The following is a 12,985-nucleotide window of genomic DNA, read 5'->3' on the forward strand; positions in this document are numbered from 1 at the left end:
GGCGTCAATGGCATCGACGCCTGGTGGCATTCACCCCAGGCGATGCACGGGATTCTGCTGCGGGTCCTGCGCCTGTGCATCCAGCGTCTGCTGCTCGGCCTGCACCGGCGGCTGTACACCCAGCCCCAGTTTCTGCATGGACTGCTCCACCGGCGTCTGTGCGGCCACAGCGGTCGGCATCATCGCGCGCAGGTGGGCGGGGTTGGCCGGGTCGCCCTGCACCACGAAGACGTTGTGCCCGGCCGGGTGCTGGGCCGTCGCATTGCTGACCAGCACATGGTCGACCTGCTGCAGGCCCTGCTCGCGGGCGAGCACGGTCAGGCTGGCGGTCAGGCGCTCGCTGGTCTGGTCGAACGGACGGCCATGCTGGGCGTCCAGTGCGGCTACGCCCTGGCGGATCTGCTGGTTGAGGCCGTACTCGGGATGGTTGGGGGTGATCTCTGCCATGGCGATCGAACGGTTGCGGTGGGTCGTGGTGGACCCCGCCAGTATAGATCCGGCCCGTGAAGCACGCCCGATGGGTCAGTCCGCTGCGTGATGGTCGTAGCTGATCACCCGTTCGGCCAGCCAGCGCCCGTCCACGCGGCGCCAGATCTGGATGAAGCGGGCCTGGCCGACCCAGCGTTCCACGCCGTCCTTGCCGCGCTCGTGGAAGCGGTGGTCGCCGATTTCCAGCGCCCGCTCATCGTGCAGCGGGAACACCTGCAGCGAGGACTCCACCAGCTCGCGGCGCAGGTGCCAGCCGCCCTTGCGCGCGTTGTCGCACATGCTGGCCACGCTGCGGCGGAAGTCCTCGCGGCTGCTGGCCGACTTGCCGTCCTTGTCATGGAAGAACTCCATGTCTTCGGTGGTCATCGCGGCGGCCTTGTCGGCGTCGCAGGCCTCGAAGGCCACAGCAAACAGCTGGGTATCGGCCTGGCGGATCTGTTCGCGCAGGTCATCGGCGGGCGGCGGTGCGGCAGCAAGGCCGGCGGCCAGCAGGGGCAGGGTGAGCAGCAACATGGCGAAACTCCCGGGAGTGATGTGCGCAGGCTGGCATGCCGGTGACCACGGCGGTACGGCGCTGCGACGAAACCGGGAAGGCGCGGTGCGAAGGCCGGGAATGCCGGTGCGGCGCTGTGCGGAGGCGTGTGCACGCGATGTCACGGGCGGGCGCGATTCCCTCACGGCTGCCATAGGGCGTGGCCGCTAGCCTGCAATCCTCCCCTTCCACAGGAGCTCCCATGCCTGCTTCCCGCATCCGCCTGCATGTTGAAGACAGTGGTGGCGACGGCCGCCCGGTGATCCTGATCCATGGCTGGCCGTTGTCCGCCGATGCCTGGAAACCGCAGGTGTCGATCCTGCGCGATGCCCAGCACCGGGTGATCAGCTACGACCGGCGTGGTTTCGGGCGTTCCGAGAAGCCCGCCGAAGGCTATGACTACGACACGCTGGCGGCGGACCTGGCGGGGCTGATCGAGGAACGTGACCTGCGCGACGTCACCCTGGTCGGTTTCTCGATGGGCGGTGGCGAGGTGGCGCGCTACGTGGCCAACCACGGCCAGGAGCGCCTGCACAGTGTGGTGTTCGCCGCGGCGGTACCGCCGTTCCTGCTGCGTAGTGACGATAACCCCGAGGGACCGCTGACGCAGGCCAAGGCCGATGACATGCGCAGTGGGCTGGAGAAGGACCGCGAGGCGTTCTTCGATGGGTTCACCCGTGATTTCTTCAGCGCCAACGGCCAGTTGATGGTGACCGAAGAGACGCGACAGGCTGCGATCGCGCTGTGCCATCAATCCGACCAGGTGGCGGCGCTGGGCTGCATGAAGGCGTTTGCCACTACCGATTTCCGCGATGACCTGAAGAAGATCACGGTGCCGACCTTGATCCTGCACGGTGACAGTGACGCCATCGTGCCGTTCGAGGGCTCCGGCCAGCGCACCCATGAGGCGATTGCGGGCAGCGAGGTGGTGATCCTGGAAGGCGCGCCGCATGGCTGCAACACCAGCCATGCGGATCATTTCAATCTGGCGCTGCTGAATTTCCTTCGTTGAGTGATGCGTTTCCCATTATTGATGTGATTTACTCCGTGGTTTCAGGCGTGTTTGGCTGGAGTTAATGAAGATCCGTTCGTTCGGGTCGATACCGCTGCCGGTACTCCAGCGAGATGAAAATGGCAACGGAACTGGCTTTCAGCACGGAATTCAACGACACCATCAACGCCGAGCGCGCCTACGAGTTGTACTGGGCGGACGTAATTGCCGATAAGCGCGCGTTCCTCTGCCCCGAGCACGAGAGCGGCTGTCCTGCAAAGTACACCTGCGCGAACATGGATACCGAACAGCTTCAGTTGAAGCAGGTGCCCCATTTCCGCAACCAGCATGACAGCCCGCCGCACAGGGAGGGATGCCCCCATATCGCTGAGCTTGAGCTCCGGGGCGGCAATGGAGAAAGCCGCCCCAGCGAAGTGGGGCAGCCGGCGCCAGACCGGTTCCTGCTGACGCGCCCCGCGGGGCATTTCGATGTTCGCCAGGGAACAGCCGGTGGGCCTGGCGCTGGCGCGGGTGGCCGCAGCGGCAGCGGTGAACCCGGAGGGACGCGCAGCCGGCGCACCCAGTTCTACTCGCTCGCTGCGCTGGTATCGCGCTGGCTCAAGGCCAGGCGGGACGCCGTGGACGACACGATGATGGTCAGCGCGGGTACGCAGGAAGCCTTGAGTTATCGGGAACTGTTCGAGAACTTCTTCGAGAAGCGCCCTCATCTTTCCGGGAACACGCGCGTGTACTGGAGCAAGGCGTGGATCCGGAAGACCGACGATGGTTTCAGGATCACTTTCTGTGAACCGGTGGTGTCCCTTGCCGGTGAAACGCTTGAGGAGCCTTTGCGCCCAACGGCGATGATCTGGAACAGTGTACTGGCGGCGTCGGAAATGAAATCCCTGCATGCCAGGCGGCTTCTGCGCTTTGCGGAAAGCAATGCACCCTGTGTCGTGTTCCTCTATGGGGTACCCGTTCTGCAGGAGAAACAGTCAGGGACTTATCTGAATTTCGATGTGAAAAGCCTGGACCTCGTCGATGTGCAGGACACCGATATCTTCGACAGGATCCGACGCTCCCAGGACTGATCCGCTTCGGCTGCGTACAGTGTGCTGAGCCCGAATCGAGCCGGCTGCTCGGTTCGGGCAATCAAACATTGAAGGGGAGCTATGCCTTCAGCTTCGTTGTTCCTATTGGGTGCTGTGAGCGTCTGGGCGTTCCTGATGCTGATCGGCGCGCGAAGGTCGATATCGGATCTGGGGCAGAAGATGGGTGCGGTTGAGCAGGCATCGTTGTCGCATCCGCCAGCCGACACGCACGGAGCGCTTGGGTAGGATGGCCCTTTGCTGTCATGGATGAACCGATGAGCCCTGCCACGTCCCGAATTCGTCGTATCTGTGGGCAGGGGCCAATCCTGTTGATGCTTCAGTGGGTCGCGCTGCTGTCTGTGGTGCTGGCCGCCGGCTTCTTCCATTACCGTGTGGAGCTGTTGCTGGAGCCGGTGACGGTGGCCTGTGGGGGCCCGGACGCGCAGGCGCGATTGCAGGTTGCCGAACAGGTGATGGCGCGCGCGGGCGCGCTGGATGACTGGCAACCCCTGGGCTGGATCCCATGGGTGGGCGTGGTGCTGGCGCTGCTGGGGGCCATGGCGGTGTGCGCAAGCCGTGCACTGTGGCTGCGCGATCGGCTGCGCACGGCGAACGTGGCGCTTATGGTGCTGCACGGTGGCGCACTGGGCTTGGCCGGATGGGTGCTGCACCTGTATGAGAATGCGTGGAGCAATGTGGCGCGGCTGTCACCCACGGCGTGCCTGGTGGAGCTGTTGTCGGAGGGCGATGTGCCGTTGGAGCAGGCACAGCGCGTGGTGTTCCACATCCTGACGCGGGTGAACGCGCCATTTCTGCGCAATCCGGATGATCTGGCGCTGGTGTTGACTGTGCTGCTGTTGGCCGCGATGGCCGGCGGCGTTGCCCTTTGGCGCGCGATCGCGCGGGCCCGGGCGGCACGATCGGCAGGGGCGTAACTGGCATCCGGCGGTGATCTGCGGCAGCCTATGCCGATGAGTACGGATACTTCACACAAGCACGCCAGCAAGTTCATGAGCCTGGTGTTGCGCCACGAACCAGAGAAGATCGGCCTGCAGCTGGATGCGCAGGGCTGGGCCGATGTCGATGATCTGCTGCAGCGGATGGCCGGTCATGGCGTGGCGCTGGACCGGCACACCCTGCAGGCGGTGGTCGAGACCAATGACAAGCAGCGCTTCGCGCTGAGCGACGACGGTCTGCGCATCCGCGCCAGCCAGGGGCATTCGATCCAGGTGGATCTGGGCCTGGAGGCGCTGCAGCCGCCGGCATGGCTGTACCACGGCACGGTGGCTCGCTTCGTCGGTGCCATCCGTGAGCAGGGCCTGCGGCCTGGCGAGCGCCAGCACGTGCACCTGTCGCTGGATCGCCAGACCGCGCAGCAGGTGGGCGCACGCCGCGGTGCGCCGGTCATCCTCAGCGTGAATGCCGGGCGCATGCATGCCGATGGCCATGTGTTCCACCGTTCGGCCAATGGCGTGTGGCTGACCGTGCACGTGCCGCCGCAGTACATCGCCGGCTGAGCACACGCTCGGCGGCGCGCGGCAATCGCGCTACAGTCGACGCCTCGCCACTCCAGGGAAGACCCGATGCGATTCTTGCTGCGTGCGTTGCCGTTGCTGCTGTGTTCGCTGGCGGTGCATGCCGCCGAAGTGGACCGCCGGATTGCGGTGACCATCGATGACCTGCCATGGGCACGGCTGGACCAGATCATGCCGCCGGACCTGCAGGCGCGGCATGCGGCGTTGATGGCCCAGCTGCATCAGGCGGGCGTGCCGGTGGTCGGCTTCGTCAACGAGAACAAGCTTGAAGTGGACGGGCAGGTGCAGCCGGCGCGGGTGCAGATGCTGCGCGACTGGCGGGACGCCGGCTATATGCTGGGCAACCACACGTACTCGCATATGGATCTGAATGCCAAGGGTGTGGCGGCGTTCCAGCAGGATTTCCTGCGCGGCGAAACGGTGCTGCGGCCGCTGCTGGCCGAGAAGGGGCAGGCGCCGCAGTGGATGCGCCATCCCTACCTGCGCGCCGGGCGAACACCGGAAGAGCGTGCGCAGATGGATGCGTTCTTCAAGCAGCACGGCTACCGCGTGGCGCCGGTGACGGTGGACAACGGCGAGTGGGTGTGGGCGTTCGCCTATGCCAACGTGATGAACGAGCAGGCGGACTCACCTGCGCGCGAAGTGACGCTGGCGCAGCTGCGCAAAGGCTACGTACCGTACATGCTGAACAAACTGGATTACTACGAGAAGCAGTCGCAGGCGCTGTTGGGGTACGCGCTGCCGCAGGTGTGGCTGATGCACGCCAATGAGCTCAACGCGGCCACGTTTGCCGAACTGGTGGCGGCCACGAAGCGCCGCGGCTATCGCTTCATTTCACTGGACGAGGCGATGCGTGACCCGGCCTATGCCCGTGGTGCCGAAGGCTATAACGGCCGCTACGGCCCGAGCTGGCTGCACCGCTGGGCGATGGCGGAGAAAAAGCCGAAGGACTTCTACGCCGGCGAACCCGAGGTGCCGGCGTGGGTGATGAAACTGGCCAAGGTCGATTCGGAGTAAGGCTCAGCGCTTGACGGCCAGCACGCCGTCCAGCGCCAGCTCGGCCTTGAAACCGGCCTTCTCCAGCCGCTTGGCCACTTCACGTGGGACGTCGCGGCCGCTGGTCAGCTTGTTCGGTGCGCCGGTGTAATGGAACAGCCGACCGCCCTTGCGGATCACCCGGGCGAGGTGGTCGTAGAACACCTGCGAGTACAGCTCGCCGGCGATGCCGAAGCGCGGCGGATCGTGCAGGATCGCGTCGACGCTGTTGCTGGTCACCTGTTCGATCTGCTGCGATACGTCGCCGTGGCTGAACTGCAGGCGGCCACCGGCGGCAGCGGAGTCCGGATCCGGCGACCACGGGTTGAGCGTGCGCAGCCACATCACATCGGCGTTCTTCTCGAATGAGCGGATCTGGCCGACACCGGCCTCCAGCGCGCAGGCGGCGAAGTAGCCCAGGCCGCCGCAGGTATCGAGGATGACCTTGCCGGCGGGAGTGACCAGCTCGACCTTGCGGCGCGCATCCTCGAACGGCGACAGCTTCGAGGTCGGCAGCATCTTGATGCCGTCGATCTCGAAGGTCGGTGCGCCCCACTCGGTCGGCACCAGCTTGATCAGTGAGCCGCTGTAGCGCGAGATCGGCTCGAACGCATCGCCATCCCAGTAGTACAGCGTGCGGTCCTTCAGCTTGCCCGGCCACGGGTAGGGCTGGCCCCGGAAGTGGAAGCCGTCGGCGTGCAGTACCACGGTGTCCTGGCTGCGACCGAGGTCGAGCGAGCCCTGCCATTCGGCGGCGCCCTTGTCGTGGGCACGGCGCAGGGTGTCGGCGCTGTCGCGGGTCAGCAGGGGGCCGGTGTAATGGGACACGGCGGGTACCGGGGCGGTTCGGGGGAGGGCATGGTACCGCAGCTGTTGCAGCGCCAAGCCGATGTCACAGTAGATCCACGCCATGCGTGGATGCAGGCAGGGCGGAGTCGAGCGTGGGCCCGACGCTACCGCTGGTACAGCTGTAGCCGTGCGTGGCGCCTTCTCCTGCAATCATGCCAACCCCGCGTGAAGGCTGCATACCCAGCCGGGCGCACGATCGGCGATGGGCCTCCTGGGTTTCCGGTGGCTGTCGATCGAAGTCGTAGCGCATGCGGCCGTCATCCTGCAGCAGCCAGTGCACGGTGACGCGTTCCTTCGTGCCTTCGCCGAGGTCCCAGTCCAGGGTGCGCATTATCAGGATCTGGCCATCGGGCAGTTCCCGGACCTCGTCATAGGCGCCCTGGGTCTTCGGGGCGCTCACCGCAAGCAGCAGGAACAGCAGCATCCGCGTCCATCCTCAAAGAAGACAGGATGTGCCGACGCCGGTCCATGCAGCCATCAGAATCGTTGCGGATTACAGGCACTTCACCGCATACACCGGCCCAGCCCCGATCAGCATCAACGCCATGTAATCGCTGTCGCTGGCCTTGCCCTTCAACGTGGCGCCCTTGTTGAAGTGGAAGATGCCGAAGCCGCCAGCCATGCGGATCAACGCGCTGTCGATCTGGTCGGCATCATCACGGAAGTAACGGCTGATCTCGCTGCGGTTGGCTTTGTGCAGGGCATTGGGCTCGCGCTGCCACTGCTCGCCACGGCTGAAGGAGACGAAGTACTGGCCGCCTTCCTTGTCGATGCGGAAGTCGGCGGGTTTGCGCGCGCTGGTGGCGAAGCAGCCCTGCAGCGGGTCGGCGGAGAAGGGAAGCCCGGCGTCACCGCTACAGGCGGCGGTCAGCAGCAGGAGGGCACCGGGCAGCAGCAGGCGGAGCGTGCGCATGGGATGTCCCTACAGGGCGGGTGCGGCTAGTGTAGGCAGCACGCGGGCGCGGCCCGTACAGAAATTCGGCAAGAACACAGGGGTTTTCGGATGGCGCAGGGCAAGGCAGCGTGGTGCGGCGTGGCCAGTTGGCTGGGGATTGCAGTGGGGTGGGGCGCGGGCACCGTGGCGGCGCAGGCGGCCGTCGCTGCGGGTGGCAATGGCATGGCCGCAGGGCTGGGCGTGGGCGTGCTGGGTGCGGCGCTGGTGGGCGGCGGCCTGGCAGTGGCCTCGCGCGTGCGCGGTGAGCGCTGGCCGTGGATCGGCATTGCTGGCGCGGTGCTGAGCGCGCTGCCGCTGCTGATGTACCTGCTGCGGATGATGTTGAAGCTCTAGTTGTAGAGTCGAGCCATGCTCGACTTGTGGGTAACGCAGCCAGGCATGGCCTGGCTCTACTGGGCATCGGCGGCCGGAGCATGCCATGCCGGCCAGCGGCCGGCACTACCCGGCGCGGGTCACGCGCTGCGATGGATCTCCACGGTTACATGCACCAGCTCTTCGTGGATGGCCAGCGCGTTGCGCACGGTATCGGCATCGAGGCTGGCGTCGCTGGTGACCACGCTGGCGCTGACCGCGTACTTGCCGCGGCCGACCTGCCAGACGTGCAGGTCGGCCAGGCGTGCCGGCCACGGGCTCTGCTCGATCACCTCGCGCACTTCGGCCACCACCGGCGCGTCCATCTGCGCGTCGAGCAGGATGCGGCCGCTGTCGCGCAGCAGGCCGATCGCCCACACCGTCACCAGCACGGCGCCGACCAGGCCCATCACCGGGTCCAGCCAGGTCAGGCCCAGCAACTTGCCGCCGAGCAGGGCGACGATGGCCAACACCGAGGTGGCGGCGTCGGCCAGCACGTGCACATAGGCCGACCGCAGGTTGAGGTCGTGGCCGTGCGCATGGCTGTGATCGTGGTGATCGTGGTCATGCCCGTGGTGATGGCCATGCTCATGCCCGTGGTGGTGATGTGCGTGGCCCGGGCTGTCGTGCAGCCACCAGGCACACAGCAGGTTCACGCCCAGCCCGACCGCAGCGATGGCGATGGCTTCGTTGTAGTGGATCGGTGCCGGTACCCACAGCCGCTCCAGTGATTGCACGGCCATCAGCGCGGCGACGCCGAGCAGGGCAATGGCGCTGGTATAGCCGGCCAGGATCTCGATCTTCCAGGTGCCGAAGGCGAAGCGCGGGTCGTGCGCGTAGCGGCGCGCGCAGCGGTAGGCGAACACCGAAAGGCCCAGCGCCAGCGCGTGCGAACTCATGTGCCAGCCGTCGGCGAGCACGGCCATGGAGTTGAACCACCATCCGCCGACGATCTCCACCAGCATCATGCAGACGGTGAGCCACAGGGCGCGGCGGGTGTTGCGTTCGGCCAGCGGGTTGCCGTCGTCGAAACGGTGTTCGTGGCGACGGGCGGCGGCGAGGGCGTCCAGATGCATGGGGGTCAAAGGGTGGAGTGGATACCCCCATAGGGTATATGATCCGGCCATGGCTCATGTACACAAGCATCGAAAGCAGCTGCTGACCCGGGTGCGCCGCATCGGCGGCCAGGTGGCGGCGTTGGAGCAGGCGCTGGACAGGCCGGAGGGTGAGGCCGGCGACTGTGCGGACGTGCTGGTGCAGGTTGCCGCCGTGCGCGGTGCCGCCCACAGCCTGCTGATGGAGCTGCTGCACGAGCACCTGCAGGAACACGTGGTGGGCGCCGAAGACCCGCAGCAGCGGGCGGACGAGGCCGCGGTGCTGGTGGAATTGCTGCGCCGCTACGGCAAATAGCAGGGGTAGTGCCGGCCGCTGGCCGGCACCTGCAGGTTGCGTGCGGCGTTCATGGGGTTGCCGGCCAGCGGCCGGCACTACCCGTGCCGGTGCCGCGCGTTCCAGATGTGCGTGGCGGCGAGCAGCAGGCTGCCGGTGACGGTCATCGGCGTTTCCCAGTCGTGCGAAGGCAGCGCCAGCGCGCCGGCCAGCAGCAGGCCGAGCCCGGCGCCGGCAGTGGCCCAGGCCAGCACGGGCAGTGGGTGACGGCGCTCGGCCCGCCACAGCGCGTAGCCGGTCAGTGGCAGGGCGATGGCCACGAACAGCAGGTGCACCCATTCCGCTTCGGCCCAGGTGCCAAGCAGTGGCAGCGCGGCGGCAAGCAGCGGCAGCGCCAGGCAGTGCAGCAGGCACAGGCTGGACAGGGCGACCGCGCCAGCATCGAGCAGGGCGGCAGAAGGCGACTTCATTGGGGGAGGTTCCTTGCGCAACAATTGTTATACAGTAACATTTCCGTTCCGCAGCCAACCCGCTCCGACATGAACACTGTTTCCCGCGCCGACCGTCGCCTTCCGGTCACCGTGCTGTCCGGCTTCCTCGGGGCCGGCAAGACCACCCTGCTCAACCAGATCCTGCGCAATCGCGAGGGCCTGCGCGTGGCGGTCATCGTCAACGACATGAGCGAGGTCAACATCGATGCGCAGCTGGTGCGCGAAGGCGGCGCCGAACTGCGCCGCACCGAAGAGACGCTGGTGGAATTCAGCAATGGCTGCATCTGCTGCACGCTGCGCGACGACCTGCTGCAGGAAGTGCGGCGGCTGGCCGATGCCGGGTGCTACGACTACCTGCTGATCGAGTCGACCGGAATCGGTGAGCCGATGCCGGTGGCGGCCACCTTCGCGGTACGCGACGAGCAGGGCTTCAGCCTGAGTGACATCGCGCGCTTGGACACGATGGTGACGGTGGTGGATGGCAGTGCGTTCCTGGCCGACTTCGGTTCGACGCTGCGCCTGGCCGAGCGCGGGCAGCAGGCCGGGCCGGACGATGATCGCGGCGTGGTCGACCTGTTGTGCGAGCAGGTGGAGTTCGCCGATGTGATCGTGGTCAGCAAGATCGACCAGGTGGATGACGAAGTGCTGCAGGACACGCTGGCCGTGCTGCGTGGCTTGAACCGCGACGCAAAGCTGCTGCTGTCCAGCTTCGGTGATGTGCCGCTGGCCGAGCTGCTGGACACCGGCCGCTTCGATTACGAGCGTGCGCAACGTGCGCCGGGTTGGGTGAAGGAACTGCGTGGCGAGCACACGCCGGAAACCGAGGAATACGGCATCGCCAGTTTCGTCTACCGCTCGCGGCGTCCGTTCCATCCCGCGCGCTTCGCGCGCGCGCTGCAGTCGGGCATGCCCGGCGTGATCCGCAGCAAGGGCTGGTTCTGGCTGGCCAACCGCATGGACTGGGTGGGCGAGCTGAACAGCGTGGGTGCCGCGACGCGGACGCAGGCGGCGGGATTCTGGTACGCCGCGCGCGATCGCGTGCGCGCCGGGCTGGAGGACACCGCGCCGTTGCTGCCACCGACGCCGCTGCCGTACAGCGACCTGGGGTGGGCACGGCAGCAGGCCGACTGCTGGAGCGCGCCGTTGCCGGGCCTGGAAGAATTCCCGGATGCGGCCGCGCATTCGGCGATGCGGCGGCTGTGGCACCCGCTGTGGGGCGACCGCCGCCAGGAGCTGGTGGTGATCGGCGTGCACATGGATGAGCGTGCGGTGCGCGCGGAGCTGGATGCCTGCCTGCTCAACGAACAGGAGCTGCGTGCCGGCCCGCTGCTGTGGCATCAGCTGCCGCAGGCGTTCCCGGTGTGGAAGCGGTGACGGTGCATTGAGGATCCAAGGGTTGCCGGCCAGCGGCCGGCACTACCCGCCATGCATCCATCCACGCATGGCGTGGATCTACAAGGCGTCGCGCCATTGCCAGCTGTTGGCGGTGACCTGCAACACCTGCGTCGGCTGCAACGCCTGCAGCAGGTGCTGGTCGTGGCTGACCATCACCAGGGCACCCGGCCATGCCGCCAGCAGCTCTTCCAGTGCCTGCAACGCGCTCAGGTCCAGTGCGTTGCCGGGCTCGTCCAGCAGCAACAGCTGCGGTGCGGGGTCGGCATACAGCACGCTGGCCAGGGCGCCTTTCACCCGTTCGCCATCGCTGAGGCTGTGGGCTGCACGCTGGATGCGCTGCGCGTCCAGCCCGAGCAGGGCCAGCCGTGTGCGCAGTTCACCGGTATCAGCCGCCGGGTTGGCGGCCTGCACGGTGTCGAGAATGCTGCACTCGCCGGACAACCCCAGCAGCTGCTGGTCGAGCAGCGCCAGCGGTGCATGGCGTTGCACGGCGCCACTGCGTGCGGGCAGCTGGCCGGCCAGCACGCGCAGCAGCGTGGACTTGCCACTGCCGTTGTCACCGACCACGGCGATGCGCTGCCCTCGACGGATCTCCAGCTGCAACGGCGCACTGCAGCCATGCGGCAGTACCAGCGAGTCCACCTGCAGCAGACGCGCGCTGCCGCGTTCGCCGTCGCCTGCAAACAGCGCCAGTTCCGGCGTGGCATGAACCGCCGAGGCTGCGACGCGCAGCTGATCGGCGCTGGCCTGCAGGCGCTCGGCCTGTACCTGCTGCGCGCGGCCGTGGCTGGCCTCGGCACGCTGCTTCTGCCGGCCGAGCAGGATCGGCGCCTGGTTGGCCTGCTTCGCATCGCGATTGCCGCGTGCCTGGCGTTGCTGCTGGCGCTCGTGCTGTTCGCGTGCGCTGCGTTGCTGCTGCCGGTGCTGGGCGCGTGCATGGTCGAGCTGTGCAGCAGCGGCTTCGCGTTCGGCGGCACGCGTGTCCGCGTAGTGCTGCCACGGCCCGCCATAGCGATGCAGCCCGCGCGCGTCGAGTTCGACGATCTGCTGCATGTGCGCCAGCAGCTCGCGATCGTGGCTGATTGCCAGCAGGCCGCCACGCCACTGCTGCAGGTGTTCGTACAACTGTTGGCGATGACGGGCATCGAGGTGGTTGCTGGGCTCGTCCAGGATCAGCCAATCGGCGCCGCTGGCCCAGGCGCCGGACAACGCCACCTGCATGGCCTGGCCGCCACTGAGGCGCGCGGCGGGTTGGGCAGGATCGAGATCGCCGGGCAGCCGTAGCGCCTGCCATTGCTGCTGCAGGCGCTCGCGCAGATCCCAACGTTCACCGACGCAGGCGAAGTCGGTCTCGTCCACGCTGCCGGCTTCGATGCGTTGCAGTGCGGCCAGTTCCGCGCCGACGCCGGCCAGTTCGCCAACGGTGCCGGTGGGGGGATAGCCGGGCGTCGGCAACAGGAACACGCGGCCGCTGCTGCGTATCTGCCCGCTGTCGGGCAGCAGGTGGCCGGCCAGCAGGCGTGCGAGCACGCTTTTGCCGGTGCCATTGGCACCGACCAGGCCGGTGGCGACCGGTTCGAAGGAAAACGACAGATCGGAAAACAGCGGGCGGCCGTCGGCCAGCCGATACGACACGCGATCGAGCGTGAGGGAATGTGTGGTCATGCGACCTCCATGGATGCCGGGTTCTCCCCTGCGCGCAGGGGCGGGAAGAGTCAGGCCGTCTGGTGGGAAGACGGCGGCATCAATGGCGCATTGGTCGCGAGCCTCTTGGAGGAATGAGCGGGCAGTATAGCGGGGCTGGCTGAACGGTCGGGTGTGGTGGGCTGGGCAACCGGCAAGTCGAGCATGGCTCGACGCTACAAAGGCATCCACGCATGGC

The 12,985-nt window shown here is 67.1% G+C and carries 16 protein-coding genes; 8 read left to right on the forward strand and 8 right to left on the reverse strand.

The genetic code is table 11. The features are described 5' to 3' along the window. Positions 1-30 precede the first annotated feature (30 nt). Together AB1281_RS22320 and AB1281_RS22325 are read right to left on the reverse strand one after the other, a co-directional pair. Positions 31-447 (reverse strand): XVIPCD domain-containing protein, encoded by a 417-nt coding sequence (locus AB1281_RS22320; protein ID WP_430347076.1) that lies wholly within the window; start codon positions 445-447, stop codon positions 31-33. 75 nt (positions 448-522) lie between these two features. Next, positions 523-1,002, reverse strand: a complete 480-nt coding sequence (locus AB1281_RS22325) for a nuclear transport factor 2 family protein (RefSeq protein WP_430347077.1) — start codon at positions 1,000-1,002, stop codon at positions 523-525. 221 nt (positions 1,003-1,223) lie between these two features. Between AB1281_RS22325 and AB1281_RS22330 the strand changes: the two genes are divergently transcribed. The 5 genes from AB1281_RS22330 to AB1281_RS22350 all read left to right on the forward strand — a co-directional run bounded on the left by AB1281_RS22330 (position 1,224) and on the right by AB1281_RS22350 (position 5,655). Then, positions 1,224-2,033, forward strand: a complete 810-nt coding sequence (locus AB1281_RS22330; protein ID WP_430347078.1) for an alpha/beta fold hydrolase — start codon at positions 1,224-1,226, stop codon at positions 2,031-2,033. A 119-nt stretch (positions 2,034-2,152) separates the two neighbouring features. Continuing rightward, positions 2,153-3,103, forward strand: coding sequence for a hypothetical protein (locus AB1281_RS22335; RefSeq protein WP_430347079.1), 951 nt, complete (start codon positions 2,153-2,155; stop codon positions 3,101-3,103). Positions 3,104-3,378: 275 nt separating this feature from the next. Further along, complete coding sequence (locus tag AB1281_RS22340; protein WP_430347080.1) at positions 3,379-4,038, forward strand: hypothetical protein; 660 nt, start codon at positions 3,379-3,381, stop codon at positions 4,036-4,038. Positions 4,039-4,074: 36 nt separating this feature from the next. Then, positions 4,075-4,620 (forward strand): RNA 2'-phosphotransferase, encoded by a 546-nt coding sequence (locus tag AB1281_RS22345; protein ID WP_430347081.1) that lies wholly within the window; start codon positions 4,075-4,077, stop codon positions 4,618-4,620. Positions 4,621-4,686: 66 nt separating this feature from the next. Then, positions 4,687-5,655: a polysaccharide deacetylase family protein gene (locus AB1281_RS22350; protein WP_430347082.1), complete on the forward strand. Its 969-nt coding sequence runs from the start codon at positions 4,687-4,689 to the stop codon at positions 5,653-5,655. 3 nt (positions 5,656-5,658) lie between these two features. Here AB1281_RS22350 and AB1281_RS22355 read toward each other — a convergent pair whose 3' ends face one another. The 3 genes from AB1281_RS22355 to AB1281_RS22365 form a co-directional block, all read right to left on the reverse strand. Next, positions 5,659-6,585: a class I SAM-dependent methyltransferase gene (locus tag AB1281_RS22355; RefSeq protein ID WP_430347083.1), complete on the reverse strand. Its 927-nt coding sequence runs from the start codon at positions 6,583-6,585 to the stop codon at positions 5,659-5,661. Then, positions 6,566-6,946 (reverse strand): hypothetical protein, encoded by a 381-nt coding sequence (locus AB1281_RS22360; RefSeq protein ID WP_049443550.1) that lies wholly within the window; start codon positions 6,944-6,946, stop codon positions 6,566-6,568. Before AB1281_RS22360 ends, AB1281_RS22355 begins: the two co-directional genes overlap by 20 nt. A gap of 69 nt (positions 6,947-7,015) precedes the next feature. Then, the gene (locus AB1281_RS22365) at positions 7,016-7,435 is read right to left on the reverse strand and encodes a hypothetical protein (protein ID WP_430347084.1); all 420 of its coding nucleotides are present in this window, start codon (positions 7,433-7,435) and stop codon (positions 7,016-7,018) included. Positions 7,436-7,525: 90 nt separating this feature from the next. Here AB1281_RS22365 and AB1281_RS22370 point away from each other — a divergent pair, with 90 nt between their 5' ends. Beyond that, positions 7,526-7,810, forward strand: a complete 285-nt coding sequence (locus AB1281_RS22370) for a hypothetical protein (RefSeq protein ID WP_430347085.1) — start codon at positions 7,526-7,528, stop codon at positions 7,808-7,810. Between the two features lie 119 nt (positions 7,811-7,929). Here the strand turns inward: AB1281_RS22370 and dmeF are convergent, their stop codons facing one another. Next, complete coding sequence (gene dmeF / locus AB1281_RS22375) at positions 7,930-8,904, reverse strand: CDF family Co(II)/Ni(II) efflux transporter DmeF (protein ID WP_430347086.1); 975 nt, start codon at positions 8,902-8,904, stop codon at positions 7,930-7,932. A gap of 49 nt (positions 8,905-8,953) precedes the next feature. On the opposite strand from dmeF, the gene AB1281_RS22380 reads away from it, so the two are divergent. Then, positions 8,954-9,238: a metal-sensing transcriptional repressor gene (locus tag AB1281_RS22380; RefSeq protein ID WP_075675501.1), complete on the forward strand. Its 285-nt coding sequence runs from the start codon at positions 8,954-8,956 to the stop codon at positions 9,236-9,238. Positions 9,239-9,315: 77 nt separating this feature from the next. Here the strand turns inward: AB1281_RS22380 and AB1281_RS22385 are convergent, their stop codons facing one another. Continuing rightward, positions 9,316-9,687 carry a MerC domain-containing protein gene (locus tag AB1281_RS22385; protein ID WP_014035801.1) on the reverse strand — a complete coding sequence of 124 codons (372 nt, stop codon included), beginning with the start codon at positions 9,685-9,687 and terminating at the stop codon, positions 9,316-9,318. A 69-nt stretch (positions 9,688-9,756) separates the two neighbouring features. On the opposite strand from AB1281_RS22385, the gene AB1281_RS22390 reads away from it, so the two are divergent. Continuing rightward, positions 9,757-11,082, forward strand: coding sequence for a GTP-binding protein (locus AB1281_RS22390; protein ID WP_430347087.1), 1,326 nt, complete (start codon positions 9,757-9,759; stop codon positions 11,080-11,082). 78 nt (positions 11,083-11,160) lie between these two features. On the opposite strand, the gene AB1281_RS22395 is transcribed toward AB1281_RS22390, so the two are convergent. Further along, positions 11,161-12,768, reverse strand: coding sequence for an ATP-binding cassette domain-containing protein (locus tag AB1281_RS22395; RefSeq protein ID WP_430347088.1), 1,608 nt, complete (start codon positions 12,766-12,768; stop codon positions 11,161-11,163). Positions 12,769-12,985: the final 217 nt, after the last annotated feature.

This window comes from Stenotrophomonas sp. NRRL B-14846 (genome assembly GCF_050473585.1).
Taxonomy (GTDB): domain Bacteria; phylum Pseudomonadota; class Gammaproteobacteria; order Xanthomonadales; family Xanthomonadaceae; genus Stenotrophomonas.